This window comes from Lampropedia aestuarii, assembly GCF_004803635.1.
In the GTDB taxonomy this organism is placed as follows: domain Bacteria; phylum Pseudomonadota; class Gammaproteobacteria; order Burkholderiales; family Burkholderiaceae_C; genus Lampropedia; species Lampropedia aestuarii.
The window spans coordinates 69,483-94,506 of sequence record NZ_SSWX01000016.1 but is presented as its reverse complement, the minus strand read 5'-3'; the positions used below and the strand labels follow the sequence as shown (position 1 = coordinate 94,506).

Annotated in this window: 21 protein-coding genes; 11 read left to right on the top strand and 10 right to left on the bottom strand. The window is 54.6% G+C overall.

All coding sequences use genetic code 11. The features are described from left to right. Nucleotides 1-359 precede the first annotated feature (359 nt). A complete protein-coding gene (locus tag E8K88_RS12715; RefSeq protein ID WP_136407047.1) occupies nucleotides 360-2,339 on the bottom strand; it encodes a BCCT family transporter in 1,980 nt (659 codons plus the stop codon). Nucleotides 2,340-3,088: 749 nt separating this feature from the next. Between E8K88_RS12715 and grpE the strand changes: the two genes are divergently transcribed. From grpE to E8K88_RS12675, 8 genes are all read left to right on the top strand, one after another. Beyond that, a complete protein-coding gene (gene grpE, locus E8K88_RS12710; RefSeq protein ID WP_136407046.1) occupies nucleotides 3,089-3,667 on the top strand; it encodes a nucleotide exchange factor GrpE in 579 nt (192 codons plus the stop codon). 147 nt (nucleotides 3,668-3,814) lie between these two features. After that, nucleotides 3,815-5,731: a molecular chaperone DnaK gene (dnaK, locus tag E8K88_RS12705; protein WP_136407045.1), complete on the top strand. Its 1,917-nt coding sequence runs from the start codon at nucleotides 3,815-3,817 to the stop codon at nucleotides 5,729-5,731. Nucleotides 5,732-5,919: 188 nt separating this feature from the next. Continuing rightward, nucleotides 5,920-7,062: a molecular chaperone DnaJ gene (gene dnaJ, locus E8K88_RS12700; protein ID WP_136407044.1), complete on the top strand. Its 1,143-nt coding sequence runs from the start codon at nucleotides 5,920-5,922 to the stop codon at nucleotides 7,060-7,062. A 303-nt stretch (nucleotides 7,063-7,365) separates the two neighbouring features. Beyond that, nucleotides 7,366-8,580, top strand: coding sequence for a serine/threonine transporter SstT (gene sstT, locus E8K88_RS12695; protein WP_136407043.1), 1,215 nt, complete (start codon nucleotides 7,366-7,368; stop codon nucleotides 8,578-8,580). 312 nt (nucleotides 8,581-8,892) lie between these two features. Then, nucleotides 8,893-9,894, top strand: coding sequence for a type I glyceraldehyde-3-phosphate dehydrogenase (gap, locus tag E8K88_RS12690; protein ID WP_136407042.1), 1,002 nt, complete (start codon nucleotides 8,893-8,895; stop codon nucleotides 9,892-9,894). Nucleotides 9,895-10,073: 179 nt separating this feature from the next. Next, complete coding sequence (locus E8K88_RS12685; RefSeq protein ID WP_136407041.1) at nucleotides 10,074-10,403, top strand: YbjQ family protein; 330 nt, start codon at nucleotides 10,074-10,076, stop codon at nucleotides 10,401-10,403. Between the two features lie 13 nt (nucleotides 10,404-10,416). Next, nucleotides 10,417-10,878 (top strand): YbjQ family protein, encoded by a 462-nt coding sequence (locus E8K88_RS12680; RefSeq protein WP_136407040.1) that lies wholly within the window; start codon nucleotides 10,417-10,419, stop codon nucleotides 10,876-10,878. 10 nt (nucleotides 10,879-10,888) lie between these two features. Continuing rightward, a complete protein-coding gene (locus E8K88_RS12675; RefSeq protein WP_136407039.1) occupies nucleotides 10,889-11,755 on the top strand; it encodes a M48 family metalloprotease in 867 nt (288 codons plus the stop codon). Nucleotides 11,756-11,798: 43 nt separating this feature from the next. On the opposite strand, the gene E8K88_RS12670 is transcribed toward E8K88_RS12675, so the two are convergent. From E8K88_RS12670 to E8K88_RS12655, 4 genes are read right to left on the bottom strand one after another with little or no spacing between them, the layout of a single operon-like run. Then, complete coding sequence (locus E8K88_RS12670) at nucleotides 11,799-12,653, bottom strand: metal ABC transporter permease (RefSeq protein ID WP_136407038.1); 855 nt, start codon at nucleotides 12,651-12,653, stop codon at nucleotides 11,799-11,801. Then, complete coding sequence (locus E8K88_RS12665) at nucleotides 12,650-13,576, bottom strand: metal ABC transporter permease (protein WP_136407037.1); 927 nt, start codon at nucleotides 13,574-13,576, stop codon at nucleotides 12,650-12,652. Before E8K88_RS12665 ends, E8K88_RS12670 begins: the two co-directional genes overlap by 4 nt. Then, on the bottom strand, nucleotides 13,573-14,502 hold the full coding sequence (locus tag E8K88_RS12660) for a manganese/iron ABC transporter ATP-binding protein (protein ID WP_136407036.1): 930 nt from the start codon (nucleotides 14,500-14,502) through the stop codon (nucleotides 13,573-13,575). Before E8K88_RS12660 ends, E8K88_RS12665 begins: the two co-directional genes overlap by 4 nt. Continuing rightward, nucleotides 14,499-15,323: a metal ABC transporter substrate-binding protein gene (locus E8K88_RS12655; protein WP_276606671.1), complete on the bottom strand. Its 825-nt coding sequence runs from the start codon at nucleotides 15,321-15,323 to the stop codon at nucleotides 14,499-14,501. Before E8K88_RS12655 ends, E8K88_RS12660 begins: the two co-directional genes overlap by 4 nt. Before the next feature lie 434 nt (nucleotides 15,324-15,757). Here E8K88_RS12655 and mntR point away from each other — a divergent pair, with 434 nt between their 5' ends. Further along, the gene (gene mntR / locus E8K88_RS12650; protein WP_205880086.1) at nucleotides 15,758-16,198 is read left to right on the top strand and encodes a manganese-binding transcriptional regulator MntR; all 441 of its coding nucleotides are present in this window, start codon (nucleotides 15,758-15,760) and stop codon (nucleotides 16,196-16,198) included. 52 nt (nucleotides 16,199-16,250) lie between these two features. Here the strand turns inward: mntR and E8K88_RS12645 are convergent, their stop codons facing one another. Then, complete coding sequence (locus E8K88_RS12645) at nucleotides 16,251-17,081, bottom strand: ferritin-like domain-containing protein (RefSeq protein ID WP_136407033.1); 831 nt, start codon at nucleotides 17,079-17,081, stop codon at nucleotides 16,251-16,253. A gap of 134 nt (nucleotides 17,082-17,215) precedes the next feature. Between E8K88_RS12645 and E8K88_RS12640 the strand changes: the two genes are divergently transcribed. Beyond that, nucleotides 17,216-17,740, top strand: coding sequence for a gamma carbonic anhydrase family protein (locus E8K88_RS12640; protein ID WP_136407032.1), 525 nt, complete (start codon nucleotides 17,216-17,218; stop codon nucleotides 17,738-17,740). A gap of 190 nt (nucleotides 17,741-17,930) precedes the next feature. Next, entirely contained in the window at nucleotides 17,931-18,932 is a 1,002-nt protein-coding gene (gene hslO, locus E8K88_RS12635; RefSeq protein ID WP_136407031.1) for an Hsp33 family molecular chaperone HslO, read from the top strand. Nucleotides 18,933-19,163: 231 nt separating this feature from the next. Here the strand turns inward: hslO and E8K88_RS12630 are convergent, their stop codons facing one another. The 4 genes from E8K88_RS12630 to folP form a co-directional block, all read right to left on the bottom strand. Further along, a complete protein-coding gene (locus E8K88_RS12630; RefSeq protein ID WP_136407030.1) occupies nucleotides 19,164-19,925 on the bottom strand; it encodes an HDOD domain-containing protein in 762 nt (253 codons plus the stop codon). A 307-nt stretch (nucleotides 19,926-20,232) separates the two neighbouring features. Next, complete coding sequence (locus tag E8K88_RS12625) at nucleotides 20,233-22,629, bottom strand: Tex family protein (protein ID WP_136407029.1); 2,397 nt, start codon at nucleotides 22,627-22,629, stop codon at nucleotides 20,233-20,235. 131 nt (nucleotides 22,630-22,760) lie between these two features. After that, complete coding sequence (gene glmM / locus E8K88_RS12620; RefSeq protein WP_136407028.1) at nucleotides 22,761-24,092, bottom strand: phosphoglucosamine mutase; 1,332 nt, start codon at nucleotides 24,090-24,092, stop codon at nucleotides 22,761-22,763. Between the two features lie 65 nt (nucleotides 24,093-24,157). Further along, entirely contained in the window at nucleotides 24,158-25,012 is an 855-nt protein-coding gene (folP, locus tag E8K88_RS12615; RefSeq protein WP_136407027.1) for a dihydropteroate synthase, read from the bottom strand. Nucleotides 25,013-25,024 lie beyond the last annotated feature (12 nt).

The following is a 25,024-nucleotide window of genomic DNA, read 5'->3' as shown; positions in this document are numbered from 1 at the left end:
TTAAATTAGACACTGCAGGCACACCATTGGCTGCTCAAGAATGTTGCTGGCTTTTTATATTTCATTTTTTCGGCGTACTTTTGATGCAAATTTGGCGCAAAAAATGCCCTCGTTTTTTGTATAAAACCACGCCCCAGCAGCCAAGCTGCCTGTATTTTTCTATTCCAGCAAACTTGGGTCAATAAAAGTCAATTTTAGCCATTTGGAATAAAAAGCCACAAATAAAATGCAATCAATTCTTGCACATTCCAGTTGAAATAAAAAAGGCCTCGCACGATCCAATGCGAGGCCTTTCATCCCTGAGGGCGACAAAGCATGCACAAGCCAGCTTGCCGTACTCCTTCAAAATCAATAGTATTTCAACGAATCACATCCAAAAAGTGGATATGGCGCTGGTACTGGTCAAGCACGTCATTGATCAAATCGTCTTCACTCCAGCCCATCACATCATAATCTTGACCGCCTTCACGCAAAAATACCTCGGCGCGGTAAAAGCGCTCATCGTCCTGACGGCGGCGGCGCGGATCATCCAGCATGAAGCTCGGCGGTTCATATGGCTGTGGCCGCACCGCGTAAACGAAATCGATTTCCTCACCATGACCTACTTGCAAGGCTACGCGGCCATCGTCGCCGAGCTTGATTTCGACCTCCAAACCACGCTTGCGTAACTCACTGGCCACCTGCTCCAGCGCTGGGTCGGCTTTACGCCGAATATAGTTGATGACTTCACGGCGCTTGGGCTGGTGCGTCAGCGCTCGCAAACGGTGCCGCCAATCGCCCGTATGGCCAGGTGCAACACGGGCATAGCGAATGCTGCTTTGCTTGGCCAAATCCATGCTCATGGCCTTGGCCAGTCCCCAACACATCAAAATCATGACGATGGTAAATGGCAAAGCGGCCGCAATCGTGCCTGCTTGCAGGGAGGTCAAGCCGCCTGCGACCAGCAACGCAATCGCCAGTAAGCCAACCAAAATAGCCCAAAAAATACGCTGCCAAACGGGTGACTCTTCTTCCCCCTTGGAGGTCAGCATGTCAATGACCAGGGCTCCAGAGTCTGCCGAGGTTACAAAGAAAAAAACCACGAGCAAAGTCGCAATCGCTGATGTGATGGAAGACAGCGGCATGTTCTGCAAGAACTCAAACAAGGCCACTGAGCTGTCGACTGCCACCGTTTCGATCAAATGTGTATAGCCACCGTTGATCACCATGTGCAGTGCGGTGTTGCCGTAGATCGTCATCCACAAAAAAGTAAATCCAGTGGGCACCATCAATACGCCAACGACAAACTCGCGAATCGTGCGGCCACGTGAAATGCGGGCAATGAACATGCCGACAAATGGAGACCATGCAATCCACCAGCCCCAGTAAAACAAGGTCCAGCCACCGATCCAGCCTGGTTTGGGGTCATAGGCATAGAGATTGAAGGTCATCGAAAAAATATTCGAGATGTACATGCCAGTGTTTTGCACGAAAGTTTGCAGCAAATACACAGTCGGGCCAGCCACCAATACAAATGCCAGCAACAACACTGCCAGCAGCATATTGAGCTCGGACAAAATTTTGACACCTTTATCAAGACCGCTGACGACCGAGCCAGTGGCAATCAAGGTAATGACTGCAATCAAAATCACCTGCACAGTGACAGAAGACTCGATGCCAAACAAATAGCTAAAGCCTGAGTTGATCTGAATCACACCCAAACCCAGCGAGGTCGCCAAACCAAAAATCGTCCCTAACACCGCGAAGGTATCCACTGTATGGCCAATCGGTCCATGAATGCGCTCACCAACCAAAGGGTACAAGGCCGAACGGATGCGCAAAGGCAAGCCATGACGATACGAAAAATACGCCAGCGACAAAGCCACCACTGCATAAATGGCCCAGGCATGGATGCCCCAGTGGAAAAATGTGATGCGCATCGCCTGGCGTGCCGCATCCATCGTCAAGCCTTCAGCCACAGGCGGGCTGGTGTAATGCATGATGGGCTCAGCGACTCCAAAAAACATCAGGCCAATACCCATGCCAGCAGCAAACAACATGGCAAACCAGGTCGCATAGCTGTAATCGGGCTTGCTGTGATCGGGCCCCAATTTCAGACGGCCAAAACCAGAAAAGGCAATTCCCACTACGAAAATCAGAAATCCAGCAACCGCCAGTACAGTGAACCAACCTGCATCAAATGCAACCCAGTTTTTGGCGGCCTGAAAAACAGCCTCGCTTTGCTCACGAAATAAAATAGAACAAGCCACCAATAGCAGTGCGATCCCTGCAGAGGGATAAAACACGGGCGCAAGTATCAGCGCCTTTGGTGGCTTGGACGAGGTGACTTCTTCTGTCATGAATCAACTCCTTCGTCGATGAAATGGCAATCCCCAGACTGCTTCAATGCGCTGCAACAACGCGCAGACTGCTAATTAAACACACAATATTGCATTTTGTATTAACGGCCCAGCAAAAATGCACGCACAGGCACGACACCGCTTGCATAGCCACGCTGCGGTTGCACAAAAGACCCGGCATGGGCAGCGGTATGGGAATTGAAAGAGCGCGCATTGTAAAAACTATCACCACAGATGCGAAGTATCGCAGCGGACAGCGCAGGAAAGGCGATCTTGTTGTGGAATGTATGTTACGCGCGTGACGCAATATAGAGACGCAATCTACTGTCGCATCCCTTCCCACCCCGGACATTCCATCCCAGCGTGGCGCTGGCTGCTCTGCAGGTATCGGGCCATCTTGCCTGGCAAATAGCGCAACTGCAGCGCACCAGCTTGTTGGCACAAAAGGCTGGCATCCGGAGGCGGCATCTGCTGCCAATCCCCGCAATTGTGCTAACTTTGCGCGGTTTGAAGGCACATGGTGAGAGGCATCTGCCAGCCTACAATTGCTGCTTGAGAGTGGCGCCGTACAAACAACTGCCGCATACAGGCTAAGATAAGTATTCGCTGCAGAGTTTTTTGGAACAATGCGGCTTGAATTCTGGATCAATGCCCCCACTCCAATGGCATAACCTGCAACAACAGCACCTCTGCCTTTGACTTTGGGCTGTATTGCAATTGCATTCCATTTTTTAAAACCAACGATCAACATGTCCGATACAGAAAACAAGCTGAATAGTGAGAACACCAACGATTCAACTGGCCAACAGCCCCATGCGGCTGAAGTGGATGTCAATGAGGAGTTAGCAGCGCTGTATGCACAAGTGGAAGATCTCAAAGCCCAAGCTGCAGAGCTCGAAAGCCTGAAGGCCAGAAACTCCGAGCTGTCTGATCAATTCATGCGCGCCAAGGCCGATGCCGAAAATGCCCGCCGCCGTGCCGAAGACGATGTTTCCAAAGCACGCAAATTTGGCATCGAAAGCTTCGCCCAAGACCTGCTGGCCGTGGCTGACAGCCTGGATGCGGCGCTGGCCATTGAGTCCGCCACAACCGAGCAATTGCTGGAAGGCACAAAAGCCACGCAAAGCCAATTGCTCTCGGTGTTTGAGCGCAACAAACTACAGGCTGTCGCGCCTGAGGTCGGCAGCAAATTTGACCCTAACCTCCACCAGGCCATCAGCGCCGTGCCAGCCGAACAAGAATCTGGCACCGTGGTGTCTGTGCTCCAAAGGGGCTATGCGATCTCGGATCGCATTTTGCGCCCCGCTTTGGTCGTCGTGGCTGCCTAATACTGGTCAAATCTGCCAGTCAACGGTAAAAACCACTTTCAATGCAAGTTTTTTTGATCAGAGCCTCTTGAAGCCCCGCTTAAGGGCCCTAGATAAGGCTCAGTCCAATCGAATTCATTCGAAATCAAATATTCAGGAGTAAGAACAATGGGAAAAATCATCGGTATTGACCTCGGTACAACCAATAGCTGTGTTTCCGTGATGGAAGGCAATAGCACCCGAGTCATTGAAAACAGCGAAGGCGCACGCACAACCCCTTCTATCGTTGCCTACCAGCAAGATGGCGAGATTCTGGTCGGTGCATCCGCCAAGCGCCAAGCCGTCACCAACGCTGCCAACACCATCTACGCAGTCAAGCGTTTGATCGGTCGCCGTTTTGATGACAAAGAAGTCCAAAAAGACATCGAAAAAATGCCTTACAAAATTGTCAAGGCAGACAATGGCGATGCTTGGGTTGAAGCACGCGGCGAAAAGCTCGCGGCCCAGCAAGTCAGTGCAGAAATTCTGCGCAAAATGAAGAAAACCGCCGAAGACTTTTTGGGCGAGCCAGTGACTGAAGCCGTGATCACGGTGCCAGCCTACTTCAATGATGCACAGCGCCAAGCGACCAAAGACGCTGGCCGTATTGCCGGCCTGGAAGTCAAGCGCATCATCAACGAGCCAACGGCTGCTGCCTTGGCCTTTGGCTTGGACAAAGTGGGCAAAGGTGATCGCAAGATTGCCGTGTATGACTTGGGTGGCGGTACGTTTGACGTCTCAATCATCGAAATCGCTGACGTAGACGGTGAAAAACAATTTGAAGTGCTCTCCACCAACGGCGATACGTTCTTGGGAGGTGAAGACTTTGACCAACGCATCATCAACTACATCATCGACGAGTTCAAGAAAGACCAAGCGGTTGACCTGAGCAAAGATGTGCTGGCGCTGCAACGTCTGAAAGAAGCTGCTGAGAAAGCCAAAATTGAGCTCTCCAACAGCACGCAGACTGACATCAACCTGCCCTACATCACCGCTGATGCTTCCGGTCCTAAGCACTTGAACATCAAGCTGACCCGCGCCAAGCTGGAGTCGTTGGTGGACGATTTGATCGCCCGCTCGATCGAGCCATGCCGCGTGGCGATCAAAGATGCTGGCATCAAGCTGTCTGAGATTGACGACATCATTTTGGTCGGCGGCCAAACCCGCATGCCTAAAGTGCAAGAAGCCGTCAAAGAATTCTTTGGCAAAGAGCCACGCCGCGACGTCAACCCTGACGAAGCCGTTGCAGTCGGCGCCGCCGTACAAGGCCAAGTGCTGTCTGGTGACCGCACCGACGTGCTGCTGCTGGATGTGACACCTCTGTCTTTGGGTATTGAAACCCTGGGCGGCGTGATGACCAAGATGATCACCAAAAACACGACCATCCCAACCAAGCACGCCCAAACGTACTCGACTGCGGATGACAACCAGCCTGCGGTGACCATCAAGGTGTATCAGGGCGAGCGTGATGTTGCTGCTGGCAACAAATTGCTGGGTGAATTCAACCTGGAAGGCATTGCACCTGCACCACGCGGCACGCCACAGATTGAAGTGAGCTTTGACATCGACGCCAACGGCATCTTGCACGTCAGCGCCAAAGACAAAGGCACTGGCAAGGAAAACAAGATCACCATCAAGGCCAACTCCGGCTTGTCGGAAGAAGAAATTCAGCAAATGGTCAAGGACGCCGAGCTGAATGCCGAAGAAGACAAGAAAAAGCTGGAGCTGGTGCAAGCGCGCAACGAAGGCGAAGCCGCACTGCACAACATCCGCAAATCCTTGGGTGAGCATGGCGACAAGCTCGAAGCTGCTGAAAAAGAATCGATCGAAAAAGCGGCAACTGACTTGGAAGAAGCCCTCAAAGGCGAAGACAAGGACGCTATCGCCAGCAAGACTGCTGAGCTGCTGACAGCCAGCCAAAAACTGGGCGAGAAAGTCTACGCTGAAGCCCAGGCTGAAGCACGCAACGCTGAAGGCGCTGCTGGTGGCCAAGCCGCACAAGACGATGTGGTGGATGCTGAAGTTAAAGAAGTCAAAAAAGACTAAGACTGCCTTGCAGTTCCTTTGGATACACCCGCATTGCAGTGGCTCGATACATTGACTGATTCGAGCACTGCAATCGCACGATCCATCCAGCCCTCAGCTGCCGCCGCACTTGGCTTGACCGCCCTGTGCGGCGTTGCTGCTTTCAAGAACCGGCTGCCCCTCCCGTTGTAATGGGGATGATGAAAACCATGGCAAAAAGAGATTTTTACGAAGTGCTAGGCGTTCCCAAAAACGCCAGCGATGACGAGATCAAAAAAGCATACCGCAAGATCTCCTCCAAATACCACCCGGATCGCCACCAAGGTGACGAGGCCAAAGCCACGGCCGAAGAGAAGTTCAAAGAAGGCAAAGAAGCCTATGAAATGCTCTCGGACCCGCAAAAACGCGCTGCTTACGACCAATACGGCCATGCCGGGGTCGATCCAAATATGCGCGGTGGTTTTGGCGGTCAAGAAGGCTTTGCAGGCGGCGGCTTTGCCGAGGCCTTTGGTGATATCTTTGGTGACATGTTTGGCCAGCAGCGCCGCGGCGGTGGTGGGCGGCAAGTCTACAAAGGCAATGACTTGTCTTACGCCATGGAGATCACGCTGGAAGAAGCGGCCCAGGGCAAAGACGCGCAAATCAAAATCCCATCCTGGAACGATTGCGACACATGCCACGGCACCGGTGCCAAGCCCGGCACAGAGGTCAAGACCTGTACCACCTGTAATGGCAATGGCGTTGTGCAAATGCGCCAAGGCTTTTTCAGCGTGCAGCAAACCTGCCCGACCTGTCACGGCAGTGGCAAGATCATCCCTGAGCCCTGCTCTGCGTGCCACGGCCAAGGCAAGATCAAAAGCCAGAAAACGCTGGAAATCAAAATCCCGGCCGGCATTGATGACGGCATGCGCATTCGCTCCTCAGGCAATGGTGAGCCAGGCACAAATGGTGGCCCACCAGGCGACCTGTTCATCGAAATTCGTGTCAAACAGCATGAGATTTTTGAACGCGATGGCGATGACCTGCACTGCACGGTGCCTATCAGTATGACCAAAGCAGCGCTTGGCGGCGAAATTGAAGTGCCAACGCTCAATGGCAAGGCCGCGATTGACATTCCTGAAGGTACTCAGCCAGGCAAGCAATTCCGCCTGCGCGGCAAAGGCATCAAAGGCTTGCGCTCCAGTGTGGCCGGCGACCTGTATTGCCACATTGAGGTTGAGATTCCAGTCAAGTTGACTGAATTCCAGCGCAAGACATTGAAAGAGTTCGATGATTCCTTGCAAAAAGGCGGTGGCAAACATTCGCCAAGCAGCCAATCATTTGCAGACAAGTTCAAACGCTTTTTCAGCTGATCGCGGCATGCATTATTAGTGCAGTTTGCGTGAGCAATGCGCAAGCAGCCTCGATACCACGCGCACAAGCCCCAAACCTCTAACGGATTGGGGCTTTTTTTCATGGCTTGATCAGGTATTTTGCCTTTCGGTCTATATCCTCACATACGAAATAAACCACAGGCAATAGGTCGAATCTCCTATACTCACGCACTTTTATTAGGCACGCACGCCCACAAAAACGGCAGTGTCTGTCGCTAGCTTGCGTTGCGCAGCCGTGAATCGGAGCGGGAACTGCGGCTGGCTTTAGCAAATACCAACAGCATGGCTCAAACCGCAAACCCACTCATCTCCCTGTTCCGGCGCACCACTTTGGTTACCCGCATTGTCATTGGCCTGCTGCTTGGAATTGCCTTGGCCTGGCTGGCCCCAGAAGCGGCTTTGAAGGTCGAGCTGCTTGGCCAATTATTCGTTTCTGCCTTGAAAGCCGTGGCGCCAATTTTGGTGCTGGTGCTTGTCATGGCCGCATTGTCGGCACACCAAAAAGGCCAGCCAACACATGTGCGGCCTGTGCTGATCATGTACCTGGTCAGCACCTTCTGTGCTGCGGCTTTAGCTGTTGCCGCCAGTTACTTGTTTCCAACCAAACTGGTGCTCAAGCTGCAGGCTGCGCAGGGCAATCCGCCCGGCAGTATTCTGGAGGTTTTGCACGATTTGTTGCTGAGTATTTTCACCAATCCGATACAAGCTATCGCCCAAGCCAACTACATGGCGATTTTGGCTTGGGCGATTGCCTTGGGTTTGGCCTTGCGCCATGCATCGCCGTCAACACGCAGCATGCTGCAGGATTGGTCGCAGGCATTCACTGCAGTGGTGCAATGGGTGATTTCCCTGGCCCCGATTGGCATTTTTGGTCTGGTCTCCAGCACCTTGGCGAGTTCGGGCTTTGATGCGCTCAAAGACTATGCGCGTTTGCTGATTGTTATGGTCAGCTGCATGGTGGTCGTCGCCTTGGTGGTCAATCCAATACTGGTGTTTTTAAAAACGCGTCGCAACCCTTATCCTTTGTTGCTGGTGGTTTTGCGTGAGAGCGCTGTGACTGCCTTCTTCACCCGCAGCTCTGCGGCCAATATTCCAGTGAACATGCGCTTGAGCGAAAAGCTCGGTCTGGACAAAGATACCTACAGCATCACCATCCCGCTGGGCGCAACCATCAATATGGCGGGTGCTGCCATCACCATCTCTGTGATGGCGCTGGCCACGGTCTACACTTTGGATATTCCCGTCGATATTCCAACGGCCCTACTCCTGTGCGTGGTGTCTTCATTTGCTGCGGCCGGTGTCTCAGGCGTGGCCGGTGGTTCGCTGCTGCTAATCCCAATGGCCACCAGCTTGTTTGGCGTTTCGCCTGATATCGCGATGCAGGTTGTCGCGATTGGGTTTGTGATCGGCGTGGTACAGGATTCGTTTGAGACAGCACTGAACTCACATACCGACGTGCTCTTTACCGCTGCCGCCAGCCGTGCCGCCAAGAGATGACTTCGATTGCATAGCGCCCTCTCTGAGCCTGTTCTTAAACGGGGGTTAACCAATCAGTGCGCCTTTTGCGCTTCAACCCCAAGGGCAGGGTCCCAAAAAAGCACATTACGGCGTTGCCTGTTTTGCAGTGCTAATTTTTTGTGCCTTGCGCGACTGCGTGCAGATGATGAACAGGCTCTCAGGGACATTGCCTCCAAGCCGTGCGGACAGGCTTAAAATAGCGAGTTATTCACAAACTGGGGGCGTGCAGTGTGCCCGAGAGAACCAGTGTGAGTCAGTTTGCTTTTCTTTCTCTATTCTCAAAGGACAGACATGACCATCAAGTTAGGTATCAATGGATTTGGACGCATTGGCCGCAACGTATTGCGCGCAGCCGTTCAAAATTTTAGCGACATTGAAATCGTTGCGATCAACGACTTGCTCGAGCCTGACTACCTGGCCTATATGCTGCAATACGACAGCGTGCATGGCCGCTTCAAAGGCGAAGTTGCGGTTGAAGGCAACACCTTGATCGTCAACGGCAAGAAAATCCGCCTGACGCAAGAGCGCGACCCTGCAAACCTGAAATGGAGTGAAGTGGGCGCCGACGTGGTGCTGGAGTCGACTGGTCTCTTCCTGACCAAAGAAACTGCGCATAAGCACATCGATGCAGGCGCGAAAAAAGTCATCTTGTCGGCGCCTTCAAAAGACGACACACCCATGTTTGTGCGTGGCGTGAACTGCGAAAGCTACAACGGCGAAGCCATCATCTCCAACGCGTCTTGCACCACCAACTGCCTGGCCCCACTGGCCAAAGTGCTGCATGACAAATGGGGCATCAAACGCGGCCTGATGACCACGGTACACGCTGCCACTGCAACCCAAAAAACCGTTGATGGTCCTTCGAGCAAAGACTGGCGCGGTGGCCGTGGCATTTTGGAAAACATCATTCCTTCGAGCACAGGTGCAGCCAAAGCCGTGGGCGTGGTGATTCCTTCTTTGAACAAGAAGCTCACTGGCATGTCGTTCCGTGTGCCAACGTCTGACGTCTCGGTGGTCGATTTGACTGCTGAGCTGGAAACTCCAGCAACCTACGAAGAAATCAAGGCCGAGATGAAGGCCCAGTCCGAAGGCAAACTCAAAGGCATTTTGGGTTACACCGAAGACGCCGTGGTTGCCACTGACTTCCGCGGTGATGCACGCACATCGATTTTCGATGCCAACGCCGGTATCCAGCTGGACTCCACCTTCGTGAAACTCGTGTCCTGGTATGACAACGAGTGGGGCTACTCGAACAAGTGCCTGGAAATGGTGCGCGTAGTCACCAGCAAATAAGTTGTGCAATTGCGCCATGATGCGTGCTGAGCCCATAAGCGACGCATCAGCGCTTCAACACAGAACTTAAGCCACAAAGGCCGATTGCAGCATACACTGCAGTCGGCCTTTGTGCTTGCCGCGCTTGCCGCATTTGCTTGCAACGCACAGCCAGTTTATTTTTCAAGCGAGAGTCAACCATGCTGCTGAGCAACATCGAATACATCCCCGGCTACACCATCACCCGCCATTTGGGCTTGGTGCAAGGCAGTACCGTGCGGGCCAAACATGCAGGCCGAGACCTGATGGCCAGCTTGAAAAATATTGTCGGCGGTGAACTCAAAGGCTATACCGAGCTGCTCAACGAGTCGCGCCAAGAGGCCATCGAACGCATGCAAGCGCAAGCCCGCAGTATTGGCGCCAATGCGGTGATCAATGTGCGTTTTAGCACGTCCAATATCGCCGCTGGTGCGTCTGAGCTGCTCGCTTACGGCACAGCCGTGGTGCTGGAAAAACGCGAGGGTGCCTGAACAGGCGCATGGTATGGGACTCGTCATCCAATTACTCATTCCACTGGCACTGGCCCTTGCCGGCCTGCTGATCGGTGCACTGCTAGAGCGCAAGCATTACCGCTCGATTCGCGCGCGTGAAGAGGCGCTGCGCCACATCCTGGTCTTCAACGAAAAGCGCACACCAATGGCCATGACCGGCCAACATTTTCATCTGGTGCAAGGCTCGGTGGTGATCTCAAGCGATTATTTCAAAAACATCGCCGCCGGCCTCAAAAGCTTTTTTGGTGGTCGCCTGACCAGCTACGAAAGCCTGATGGACCGGGGGCGCCGTGAAGCCATTTTGCGCATGAAGGAGCAAGCCGCCTCCGTAGGCGCCACAGCGATTTTTGCCGTGCGCCTGGAAACCTCCACTTTGCACAGCATCGCAGGTCGTGGCGGCATCGGTTGTGCCGAATTTTTGGCTTACGGCACGGCCTGGTCGACAAGGCCTTGAGCGCGGCACCATGGCGGTCTACGAAAACCCAGTAGCGCGTGACGATGTCAATGTCACGGCCCACTCCTCGCTAGGCGAATTTGTCCAACTGAGTCTGGCCTTGGCCGCAGGCTTGGTCATACTGGTCGTGGCACTGACATACGGCTTTCGTTGGGTCGCACCTTGGATTCCGTTTGGCTTTGAGCAGCGCATTGCCGCGCCCGTAGCGGCGCGGCTGGCCCCTGCGTCAGAGGCACCTGCCAAGCAGCGCTATCTGCAAAACCTGGCAGAACAACTGGGCCAGCACATGGATCTGCCAGCCGGTATGCAGCTGCAACTGCACTGGAGCAACAGCCGCGAGCCGAACGCGTTTGCAACTTTAGGCGGACACATCGCCATCCACCAAGGCTTGCTCGACAGTGTGCAAAGCGAGAACGGTTTGGCGATGGTGCTGGCCCACGAAATCGCCCATGTGCGCCACCGTGATCCTTTGGTCAGTGCGGGCAGCGGCCTGATTCTGGCCTCGAGCATGGCCTTGCTGCTGGGCAGCGGCTCTGAATCGATTGTTGGGCGTACGACAGCGGCGCTGACACAGTTGCAGTTCTCACGCCAGCAGGAACAGGCCGCCGATGCGGCAGCTTTGAATGCCCTGCTAGCGCACTATGGGCATTTGCAAGGCGCAGACGAGTTTTTTGCCGCCATGCAGGCACAATCGCAGTCTCTGCTTCAGCAAGCCCAGCCAGAGTTTTTGCAAACCCACCCTGACAGCGCCAAGCGCTTGGCCTTGATACGTAACGCGGCCAAACAAGCAGCGCTTGATTTGCAACCAGAGCAGCTGCAGCGCACTGCATTACCTGATTTCGTGACAGCGGCGTCTGCATCAACGAGACAGAAATAAGCATCTGCACGCCAGCATGCGCCAAGCTGCACAAAAGGCTGGCCTAGCCTTCTAAACTGTGCTTGACTGCTTGCATCGACACCCGTTTGTTGTGCAGCACGCGCCATATAAATACCACGATGAAGCACAGTGTTAACAGCAGCACAATGGTTGGGCCTGGCGCACTGTCTAGGTGAAAACTCAGTAAAACGCCCAGCACCGAATTGAGCACAGAAATACCGGTGGCCAGCCAGAGCATGTGGCCAAAACTGCGCACAATCAGAAAAGCAATTGCACCCGGCGCGATCAGTAAAGCAATCGATAGCACCAGGCCCACAGCACTCAAAGCACCAACGACGGCCAAAGACACTGCTGCCAACAAACCGTAATGCAACAGGCGCACTGGCAAGCCTGAGGTATGGGCTTGAACTGGATCAAAAGCATTCAACAACAAATCACGCCACTTCAGCGCAATCGCACCTGTGATGGCGACAGCAATCGCACTGCTCTCAAGCACATCCTGCCATTGCACACCCAGCATGTCACCAAATAAGATGTGGTTCAAATGCACATCACTGGGCACCCACACGTAGATCAGCAAGCCCAAGGCAAACATGCCAGAAAACACCACCCCCATCGCCGTATCCTGTTTGATGCGGCTGTTATTGTGCAAAAAGCCGGAGAACAACGCGCACAGCATGCCTGCAATAAACGCGCCCAAAATCAAAGGCCAACCCAGCAGATAAGCCAGCACTACGCCTGGAAAAACACCGTGGGCGATCGCATCACCCAGCAAAGCCCAGCCTTTGAGCACCAACAGGCAAGACAGCAAAGCCGTAGGAATGGCCACTGCGATCGCAATCAGCAATGCCAGCTGCATGAAGTCGTATTGCAAAGGCGCAATCAACCAGTCGATCATGGCTGCACCTTTCTGGCTTGCGCGGTGCTGGGCATGCTGCTTGTGTGAGCAGGCGCAGCTTGTTGCAGCAATACCTGCCGCGCTTTACGCCGGGCGGCCCAGACGCCATGTTTGGGCGCCCACACAAAGGCCAGCAAGAACAGCACGGTTTGCAGCAGCACCACAATGGCGCCCGTTGCACCATCTAAAAAATAGCTGGCATAAGCCCCCAGCGCACTGGTGAGCACACCGATGGCCACGGCCAGACCAATCATGCGGCCAAAATGGTCTGATAGCAAATAAGCGGTCGCGCCAGGGGTGACAATCAGGGCGATCACCAAAAAGGCGCCAACGGTTTGCATTGCCGCCACGACAGAGGCAGCCAATAAAGAAAAAAACAAAATCTTCAACGCACCCACGCGCAGATTCAAACTGCGGGCATGGGCCTCATCAAAAAAGACCAGCAGCAAATCTTTCCACTTGAGCAAAAGCACCACCATTGTGACTGCGCCAATCAGCACCAATTGCAAGGTATCTGCTGGGGTAATGGCCAGCACATTGCCCAGCACAATCGACTGGATGTTCACACTGGTCGGTGAGAGCGAGACCATGAACAGCCCCAAGCCAAAAAAAGAAGTGAAAATCAAACCGATGATGGCATCTTCTTTGAGCTTGGTACGCTGGTTGAGAAACAACATCACGGCCGCTGCCAGACCACCGCTGAAAAAGGCTCCAGCAGAAAAAGGCAGGCCCAACATATAGGCACCAGCAACGCCCGGCACAATCGAGTGTGACAGCGCATCGCCGATGAGTGACCAGCCCTTGAGCATCAAAAAACACGACAAGAAGGCGCAAACGCCACCGATCAGCGCACAAACCCAAATGGCATTGCGCATATAACCATACGCAAACGGCTCGGCCAGTAAACCCAGTACATCGCTCATGACCGTCCTTGCTCCTGGGCTTGCAGCACTGACTCGGTATCCCATTCGCTGCGTGGCTGGCCTCGCACCGACGAGCGGCCATCCAGCAAGATGAGTGGGCGTTCATCGTCACTCATGATGCCAACCGTGGCAGCATTCCCCCCGCCATGCGCTTGTGGTAGATCAAAATGGCGCAGCACACCGCCAAAGGCGCGCGCCAAGTTCTCATGCGTGAATACATCCGCTGTCAGACCGTAGGCCTGCACAGTGTGCTTGATCAGCACCGTGCGGTCGCAGAATTCAGGCACGCTGCCCAGATTGTGGGTCGACACCAGCATCACCCGGCCCTCTTCCTTCAAGGCACGCAGCAGATCAATGATGGCGTCTTCGGTTTTGACATCGACGCCGGTAAACGGCTCATCGAGCAAAATCACCTTGGCATCCTGGGCCAGCGCACGGGCCAAAAACACCCGTTTTTTCTGCCCGCCAGACAACTCGCCAATTTGGCGCTTGCGCAGCTCTAACAGTCCAACCCGCTGCAAGGCGCGCTCGACCGCCTGGTGGTCCTGGCTGCGGGGAATGCGCAAAAAACCCATATGGCCGTAGCGACCCATCATGACCACGTCTTCAACCAACACCGGGAAGTTCCAGTCGACCTCTTCGCTTTGCGGGACATAAGCGATTTGCTTTTGTCGCAAAGCCTCACGCACCGGTTTGCCCATGACTTCAATGCGGCCATGCGCTGCGGGTAAAAAACCCATGATGGCTTTGAACATCGTCGACTTGCCCGCGCCGTTGACCCCGACCAAGGCGGTGATGCTGCCTGCAGGGGTCGTAAAGCTGGCGTTGTGCAATGCGGTTAAGCCATTGCGGTACGTAATAGTCAAGTCGCGCACAGCAATGCCCGGTACTTGCGCAGTTGCAGGGGCTGCGGCTTGGGCGTTCATGGCTGTACTCCTGGTTGCTTATTCAACAAGCCGTTGGCAATGGTTTCAGAGGTCACGCGCAACAAATCCAGGTACGTCGGCACCGGCCCTGTGCTGTCAGTGAGGGAGTCGACAAACAGCACTCCACCGTAACGCGCACCTGTTTCTCGGGCCACTTGTTTGGCTGGACCGTCAGAGATCGTACTTTCGCTGAAAATCACCTGGATGCCATTTTTGCGCATCGCATCAATCACTTTGCGCACTTGCTGTGGCGTGCCTTGCTGGTCGGCGTTGATTGGCCACAAATACAGCTCGTGCAATCCCAGATCGCGCGCTAAATAACTGAATGCACCCTCGCTGGTGACCAACCAGCGCTGGTCTTCGGGCAAGTCTTTGAGCTGCTGGGCAATCGGCTCAAACGTGGCCAGGATCTGCGCTTTGTATGCCTCGGCATTGCGTTCATACACCTTGGCATTGGCTGGGTCGTGCTCAGCCAGGGCGTCACGGATATTGTCGACGTAAATCAACGCCGCTTGCGGCGACATCCACGCATGCGGATTGGATTTGTTTTGGTACGGACCTTGGGCAATACCCATGGGCTCCACACCTGCTGAGACGACTACGCTGGGGACATTCTTCACACGCTGAAAAAAACGCTCGAACCACAACTCCAGGTTCAAACCATTCCACAACACCAGCTGCGCCCCTTGGGCACGCACCAAATCACCAGGTGTCGGCTGGTATTCATGGATCTCAGCGCCGGGCTTGGTGATCGATTCGACAATGGCCGCATCGCCAGCGACATTTCTGGCCATGTCCGCAATGATCGTAAAAGTCGTCACAACCTTGAATTTCTCTTTCGCAGCAGTGGCCGACTGTGCATGTGCAGCAGCCAGCCAAAGACAGGCTGCTGCAAGACCCAGCACGGCACACGAGCGCGCCGCAAACCGAAGTGAGGATGTTTGCAAAAGGCGGTAAATAGTCATGGTCTTGAAAATGTTGGGGCGGAGTCAGCACAAGCCATGGATGCAATTAAGACTTGTTTACGTTCATCATATATAGCCAATGCTATATTAAATTCATAGCCATTGCTATATTTATGCGAAATACATTCAAAAACCATACGGTCTATGCTGCCAATTGCACAGCACAGATACAGCTCAAGCACACTGTTGAGAATCACATCACTATTTTTTTAATCATAATTGCGCCCTCAATCACTCAAAGTAGCCCAACCCGCGTGCTTGCTATGCCCCAGGATCTGCCTCTTTCACCCATGATTCCAGAACTGCCCGACCCGCTTTTGCAGGTCGAGGGCTTTCAGCAGGTGCGCGAAGCGCATCGCCTGGAAATCATTGAGGACTATGTGGAGCTGATTTCTGACCTGCTGATCAGCACCGGCGAGGCCCGCCAGGTACAAATTGCCGAGCGCATGGGCGTGGCACAGCCCACGGTGGCCAAAATGCTCAAACGCCTGGAAGTAGAAGGCTATGTGAACTTACGCCCCTACCAAGGCGTGCAATTGAGCGACAAAGGCCAAGCCATGGCCGAATACAGCCGCAATCGCCACCAATTGGTCGAATCATTCTTGCTGGCCATTGGTGTGGACGCCGATAGTGCCAGGCGTGATGCTGAAGGCATGGAGCACCATGTCAGCCAAGCTACTCTGGATGCGTTTGCCCAGTTTTTGCGTCAGGCCTCGCCCAACCAATCCTGACGTGGTGCACTGCCACTGCAGCACCCTGGCTGTCAATCTTAGCTGAGGGCTTTCAAGCCCCCCATTGCAGGTAATCAAGCTCTTGCTCAGAAAACCCTGCCGCACGGCGCGCTTCGAGATTCAAAGGTGGTTTGGGGCGCGGTGCGTCATACTCTTGCACCAGTTGCGCATACAGGCTCACCGGCTCTAAACCACGTTGATGGCATAACCAGCGGTACCAATAATTGCCAATGGCCACATGCCCGACCTCCTCACGCAAAATCGTATCAAGTATCAAGGCGGTCGCTTGTGCATCCTCCGCCTGGACATTGCGCAGCTTGTGCTGAATTTGCGGCGTTGCATCCAAGCCTCTGGCCTCTAAGGTTCTAGGCACCAAAGCCATGCGGGGCAGAATATCGTGTTTGGTTTTTTCGCACATCGTCCACAGCCCCTGGTGGGCTGGAAAATCACCGTAATCAAATCCCATGCGCTGCAGTTGCGCGCGCAGCATTTGAAAGTGCTGCGCCTCTTCAGCAGCCACTTTGAGCCAATCCTCGTAATACGCATTTGGCATGCCGGCAAAACGCCATACCGCATCCAAAGCCAAATGGATGGCGTTGTATTCAATATGCACAATCGCGTGCAGCAAAATTGCGCGACCTTGCAAGGTCGCTGGCGAGCGTCTGCCCAATTCAGTATGCAGCGCCAAAGCCAGGTTGGCTGGCATCAAAGGCGCATCCGGAACGGGCGGCTCCAGTGTTTGCGCAGTATCCAACTGCAATGCATGGCGCTGTTGGTACAACTGCGCTGCAGCCTGTGCTTTGGTGTTGGGCTCGGCCATGCGCAAAATCGCCAAGGCGTTATTACGCCATTCGTTGCTGGGCAAGGCCGTTGTGTCTGACATCGTTGCATCATTCATAGGCCCGTATTGTAGGAGGCGGATGTGCTGCGCACATTCGCTGTCATTGGCCGATAATGTTTTGAAATTTTGCAAATATTGGCATTGCAGAATCAACCCACACCCCTCTTGGAGACACAATGGCTATTTTTGAACTTGACGGCATCACCCCACAAATCAATGACTCAGCATGGGTTGCAGACTCGGCGACCGTGTTGGGAGCAGTCACGCTGGACGAGCACGCTTCTGTATGGTTTGGCAGTGTCATCCGCGGCGATACAGCAGATATCCAGATAGGTGCAGGCAGCAATATCCAAGACGGCAGCGTGCTGCATGCCGATCTGGACAAGCCTTTGACGATTGGGCGCGATGTCACCGTCGGTCACCAAGTGATGTTGCATGGCTGCACGATTGGCGATGAAAGCCTGATTGGCATTGGCGCGGTGATTCTCAATGGCGCGACAATTGGCAAGAACTGCTTGGTCGGCGCACGCGCCCTGGTTACCGAAAACAAGTCCTTTCCTGATGGCAGCATGATCATTGGCAGCCCCGCCAAAGTCGTGCGCATGCTCACAGACGAAGAAAAGCAAGGTCTGCGCGAGAGTGCCAAGCGTTATGTAGACAACGCCAACCGCTTCAAAAAAGGCCTGAAACCGGTTGCTTGAAAGCCCTTGCAAGCCTAAGAGCCTGTTCAAAGCCTCCCACACACCGCGCCTTCGCAACTGAGCCGCATAGCCATGCAGTCTTTGGACTTGAAAAGCGGGAGTGCGTCTCCATATGGGTGCTCATTCCCCAATTTGAGCCAGGTGCTTGCACGCGATGCGTACACACACCGCCTCACCAAGAAAGTTTCTCATGTCTGAAATCCAGAAATTCCTGTTTGATGGCTTGCCAGTGCGCGGCGCCATTGTCCGTGTGGATAGCCCTTGGCAGGAAGTGCTGACACGCCGCGCAAATAACTCTGAAACAGGCGCCTACCCGGCCGGCCTGAGCCGTGTTTTGGGAGAAATGACTGCAGCGGGCTTGCTGATGCAATCCAACATCCATTTTGATGGTGCCTTGGTGCTGCAAATCCAAGGCGATGGCCCGGTGCGCTTGGCCGTTGCCGAAGTCAAGTCCGATTTGCGTTTTCGGGCCACTGCCACGATTGCGCCTAGCCAGCAAGACAAGATTGCAGCTGATGCAACATTGAAGGACATGTTTAATGTGCATGGCCAAGGCCGTTGCGCAATCACTCTGGATGCAGATGAAAAGCACCCAAGCTACCAGCCTTACCAAGGCATTGTGTCCTTGATGGACGAAGACGGCAACACCCTGCCGTCACTGTCAGAAATTTTGCAGCAGTACATGCGTTTGTCTGAGCAATTGGACACCGTACTGATTGTGGCTGCCAATGAGACAGTCGCCGCCGGCCTCTTGATTCAACGCATCCCTGTCAAAGGCGAAGGCAATCTGGCGGGTGCGCAGGCCAATACCGAAGAGCAGGATGTACTGGGCCATAACGAGGACTTCAACCGCATTGCGACACTGGCCCATAGCCTGGCCGAGCAAGAGCTGCTGGAATTGGACAGCGACACCATTTTGCGGCGCTTGTTCTGGCAGGAAACCCTCAGCCGCGTCGATACACAGGGCCGTGAGCCGCACTTTGGTTGCCAGTGCGACCGTGAGCGCGTCAGCAATATGTTGCGCGGCTTGGGTCAAGAGGAAGTCAGCGACATGCTCGAAGGCGATAAACCGATTGAGGTCGGCTGTGAGTTTTGTGGTGCCCAATACCACTTTGATGCAGTGGATGTAGCGCAGATTTTCTCCGCCCCGGCTACCAACCAAAACTTGCAGGATGGCCACCAGCTGCACTGATGCTGGCAAGCACGCTTTCAACAGCGTGCGTACCAAGCACCGTAGGACGACTTCACGACCTGCTGGCTTTAGAGCTGTTGATGCGCCGTTGCAAAACCTTGTCGTACTACGGGGCCTGCATGCGTCTTTACGTCTAGTTCTAACTGCAAACGTTTAGTTTGCTTGGTCGTTTTAGCCGCTCTCAAAGCGGCGCGTTTCTCTGCCAATCAAGCCGCAACAAAAAAACAGCTGCTATTTCCAACGAATCGGCTCTTGGTGCAAAACCATGTCCATGTCCATACCCAGAGACAGTGCAATCTCTGCGGGGTAAGCCAAGGTGCTGTTCGCAGCGCCCAAGGAGGCTATGCAGACGCGCCAGATAGCCAGGTGCAACACGGCTGCCAACGGTCTGAAAATCTCGTCGTCAAACGGCTTTTCGCAATCTTTGATAACATCGCTCAAGCCATCAGGCAGCTGCCACTGACGCATCAATGCCGCACTTTTCTTAAAACAGTGGGCATTGAGTAACAAGCCAAACAATGGAAATGCCTGCTCACGCAACAATGCCAAGTCGCTCGGTTGTGTCTGTTTGGGCTGGATATCTGAGGCGCTTTCGACCTGCGGCATCAACATGTGAATGGCATGCAGCAAGCCTGCACTGTAGGCCAATTGCTCATTGAGATACAAATCCCTGGCCAACGAACGGGCCACCCGCGCCACCTGTATCGAATACCTGCGCCACACCACATAATGGCTGTCTGCGTGCACGCCATTGGCATAGGGCGAGCCCAGCCGAGCTGAGAGTGCCTCCCGCACATCGTCAAGGGAAAGCAATGCCAGTGCCGAGCTGACATGCAAGCACGACTGTGGCCATTGCTGGTTGGCCAAGAACAAAAGCCGGGTGCTCAGCACAGGCTCATTGGCAAAGCCCTGGTTGATGCGCTCCATGCGAGGCCGCCGCGCCAACAGCTCTTGATGCAAGAATGCCAAGCTTCCTGCAAAAAACGGCAGCATGGGGGGCGACTCAGTCGGGATCAAATCAGCCTCATTGTTTGTATTGCTTTATCTTGTAGCAACGAACTCGGCCAATCGCCAACAACGGCGCTGCGCCAATCGGCTGCACAGCCATCAGAAGATGGTCACAGCAGCCTATAAATACACAAAGAGATCAAACACTCAAACCCGTATTTTAGTAAAAAAACAGATTTCATAAAATGAAATCATTTAAAAATTACCGTTACATCAATAGGATACAGAATGTTTCTCAATCATTCAATGCGTAGTGCAGATTGCCAACACTGTGGTGCGAGCATGCACCCACTCAGGACTTCAAGCCTTTGAGTTTGGCAAATGCCGATTCCATGGCCGAAGGCGCTTGCACGGATGCAGCATTGCGGCGGTCTTTACCACGCAGGTCGCGGCCAGCGCCCCCATAAGCGTCGGAGCGGCGCGCCCCTCCTGCTTGCGCCCCCTGCTCTTGGCGTGGCGCGGAGACGGCATCAAGGCGCATCGTCAGGCTGATACGCTTGCGCGCCAAGTCCACTTCAAGGACCTTGACCTTGACCACCTGACCGGTTTTCACCACTTCACGTGCATCTTCGACAAAACGGTTAGCCAGTTGGCTCACATGGATCAGTCCATCCTGGTGCACACCCAAATCGACAAAAGCACCAAACTGGGCCACGTTGCTGACAGTGCCTTCCAGAACCATATCGGCGCGCAGATCGGCAATGTCCTCAACGCCATCGTTAAAACGTGCCACGACAAAGTCCGGCCGTGGGTCTCGGCCTGGCTTTTCCAGCTCCGTGACAATGTCTTTCACCGTAATTGCACCAACGCCATTGAGCGCAAACTGTTCTGGCTTCAGCGACTTGAGGAAGCTGGTATTGCCCATCACCTGGTCGATCGGCTTGCCTGCTGCCTGCAAAATTGCTTCGACTACGGGGTAGGTTTCCGGATGAACACCGGTCGTATCGAGTGGGTTATCACCGCCGCGGATACGCAAAAAGCCGGCACTTTGCTCAAAAGCTTTAGGGCCCAAGCCGGTCACTTTGAGCAATTGCTGGCGATTGAGGAATGCGCCGTTGGACTCACGCCAACGCACCACGGCCCGTGCGACGGTATTGCTCAGGCCAGATACCCTAGAGAGCAAAGGCGCACTCGCAGTGTTCAGATCCACGCCAACACCGTTCACGCAATCCTCCACCACCGCATCCAGGGCGCGCGCCAATTCGGTTTGATTCACATCGTGCTGGTACTGGCCCACACCAATGGATTTGGGGTCAATTTTGACCAATTCGGCCAGTGGATCTTGCAAGCGCCTGGCGATGCTGGCTGCGCCGCGCAGGCTCACATCGACATCGGGCATTTCTTCGCTGGCAAATGCGCTGGCCGAATAGACCGAGGCACCGGCCTCGCTCACGACGACTTTTTGCATGTGGTGGCCAGTTTTGTCGGCCAGCATCTTGACCAGCTCACCGGCTAGCTTGTCGGTTTCGCGACTGGCCGTGCCATTGCCAATCGCAATCAAGGCCACGCGGTGCTTGGCACACAAGGCTGCCAATGTATGCAGCGCACCTTGCCAATCACGGCGTGGCTCGTGTGGAAACACGGTTGCGGTCTCAAGCAGCTTGCCTGTTGCATCGACCAAGGCCACTTTGACACCAGTGCGAATACCTGGGTCAAGCCCCATCACCGTGTGTGAACCTGCAGGCGCAGCCAGCAACAAATCACGCAGATTATCGCCAAAGACTTTGATCGCCACCGCTTCTGCCGATTCGCGCAGCTTGCCAAACAAATCCCGCTCCAGCGACAGGCTCAGCTTCACACGCCAGAGCCAGGCAATGGCTTTGCGCAACCAATCGTCAGCGGGTCGCTTAGCATGGCTCCATTGGAGCTGCAGTGCCAAACGGCCTTCGGCCAGACTGGGCACACCGGCCTCAGGCTCGACCTCCTGGGCCAAACGCACCTGCAGCAAATCCAAGCTGCGGCCACGGAAAACGGCCAATGCGCGGTGCGAAGGCACACGGGCAATGGGTTCCCGGTAGTCGAAGTAGTCTTTGAATTTGGCAATTTCCGGATCATTGGGATTTTTGCCGTCGATCAAGCTGCTGACCAAGACGCCCGTATCCCATAACCATTGGCGCATGTGTCGCACCAAAGCCGCATTCTCTGCCCAGCCTTCCACCAAAATATCGCGTGCTCCATCAAGCACCGCTTGCACAGTCGTGAAGTCGCTTCCGTCTTCGCCCTTCTGTGTATGGACAAAGGCTTGGGCCGCCTCTGCTGGCACTTGCTCGGGATTGTCAAATAAAGACTGTGCCAGCGGCTCCAAACCAGCCTCTTTGGCAATTTGGCCTTTGGTTCGGCGCTTGGGTTTGTAGGGCAAGTACAAGTCTTCAAGCTCTTGCTTGGTCATCACCGTGGCAATGCTGGCTGCCAGAGCCGGGCTGAGCTTGCCTTGCTCGTCAATGCTTTTAAGAATGGCTTGGCGACGCTGCTCCAACTCGCGCAGGTATCCCAAGCGCTCGTCCAGCGCGCGCAATTGCACATCGTCCAAGCCTCCGGTCGCTTCTTTGCGGTAGCGTGCAATGAATGGCACGGTCGCACCTTCATCCAGTAACTGCGTGGCTGTGGCCACCTGCTTGGTGCTTGCGCCCAACTCCTGGGCGATCAGTTCGTTGATGCGTTGCTGCGTTTGCGTGTCAATCGTTGCCATGTATGCGTGCTCTATCAAAAATACCTAATCCATTTGCTTGGCTAGAACGGTTGGCCCAGCCAAGCCCAGAGGAGAACCAAAGTTCAAGCCCTACCTTGCCTGCAACGTATGCAGGGTCGGTGCGCCAGCGCTCAGTCAACCAGACTATCTGCCAGGTTTTGTGCCCAGGCCTTGGACAAAGCAGCATCCCTGGCCTCCACCATCAGGCGCAGCACCGGCTCAGTGCCACTGGGGCGCACCAATAACCGACCGACACCTTGCAGTGCTTGCTCAGCTTGGCGAACACAGTCCTGGAACGACGGGTTGTGCTGCCATGCATCGCGCTGTGTCAAGCGCACGTTGATCAATGTTTGGGGAAACAACTCGGCCCCCGCCAAAGAGTCGACCACTTGCTTGCCACTGCGCACCACGCGCAGCAACACTTGCAGTGCGCTGATGATGCCGTCGCCTGTGGTGTGTTTGTCCAAGGCCAGCAAGTGGCCCGAGCTCTCGCCGCCCAGCAGCCAGCCTTTTTGCTTGAGCCCTTCAAGCACATAACGGTCGCCCACGTTGGCGCGCAGCAGTGCAATGCCTTTGGCTTTGAGTGCTTCTTCAATGGCCATATTGGTCATCAAGGTGCCAACAACGCCGGGCACAGCCTCGCCAGCCTCCAAACGATCACAAGCCATCACATACAGCAGCTCATCGCCATTGAACAGGCGGCCACTGGCGTCAACCATTTGCAAGCGGTCAGCATCACCGTCAAGTGCGATGCCGTAATCGGCACCCACCTCTTTGACTTTGGCAATCAAGGCTTGTGGCGCAGTGGCGCCAACCTCTTTGTTGATATTGAAGCCATCAGGTTCAATGCCAATCGGGATGACCTCTGCTCCCAGTTCATGAAAGACTTGGGGCGCGACTTGGTAGGCGGCGCCATGCGCGGCATCGACCACCAATTTCAGACCTTTCAAATTCAGGTCATGGTCGAACGTGCTTTTACAAAATTCAATATAACGCCCTGCCGCATCTCCCATTCGGCGAGATTTACCCAATGCCGCAGCTGGCGCCCATTGCGGTGCCTGACCAATGCCGCGCTCAAGCAGAGATTCCCAGTCATCGGGCAACTTGGTGCCCTGCGCGCTGAAAAATTTAATGCCATTGTCCTCAAATGGATTGTGGCTGGCACTGATCACCACGCCCAAGTCGGCTCGCACAGCACGCGTGAGGTAGGCGACCGCAGGGGTTGGAATCGGCCCCAAAAGCACCACATCAACCCCAGCCGAGTTCAAACCAGATTCCAGCGCGCTCTCAAGCATATAGCCGGAAATACGGGTGTCTTTGCCAATCAACACCGTGGGATTGGCAATCGATTGTTTGAGCAAACGGCCTACGGCATGGCCCAGCTGCAAGATGAAATCGGGGGTTATTGGCTCCTGGCCTACCGTGCCACGGATTCCATCAGTGCCAAAATAATGTTTACTCATAGGTTGTATTTGTAATCAAAAACCGCAGTTTTTGTTGTCAGGCTCAAGATATCACGACACAGGCATCACTGCGCATTCGCCGCCTGCATCGCCCCCCACACTTTCAATCCCTCAGCGGTCGCACGCACATCGTGCACGCGCACAATGCGTGCGCCATGCTCAACGGCCAATACCGCAGCAACCACACTGGCCGTGGCACGGTGCTCGACCTCCAGGCCGGTCACAGCGCCAATCGATGATTTGCGCGACCAGCCAGCCAACACAGGATAACCCAATGTGAGCAGCTGCGCCTGCTTGGCCAGTAACAAGAAATTTTGCTCTACCGTCTTGCCAAAGCCGATCCCCGGATCGAGCACAATGCGATCAGCTGCAACACCTGCACTCTCCAATTGTTTCGCCTGTTGCTGCAAAAACACCCAAACTTCTTGCAGTACATCGCCTTGCATCGGCTCTACTTGCATATCCTGGGGGGTTTTGTGCATGTGCATCAAACACACACCACAATCGGGATGGGCGCTGACCGCTTGCAGCGCACCGGGTTGGCGCAAGGCCCAAATGTCGTTGATGATATCAGCCCCCAGGTCCAGCGAGGCCCGCATCACTTCGGCCTTGTAGGTGTCAATCGAGATGGGCACCTGCAGTCGCACCAACTCCTGCAGCACCGGCAGTATGCGCGCCAACTCTTGCTCCACTGGCACGGCTGGGCTGCCTGGACGTGTGGACTCCGCGCCCAGATCCAAAATATCAGCGCCTTGCTTGAGCAGTGACTCTGCATGGGCTACGGCGCTGCGCACGTCGCTGTAACGCCCCCCATCGGAGAAGGAATCTGGCGTGACATTGACAATGCCCATGATTAATGGACGCGATACGTTCAGGCTAAAACGGCTGGTACGCCAAACAACTTCTGGTTGTGAATCCATGACTTTGCTTTC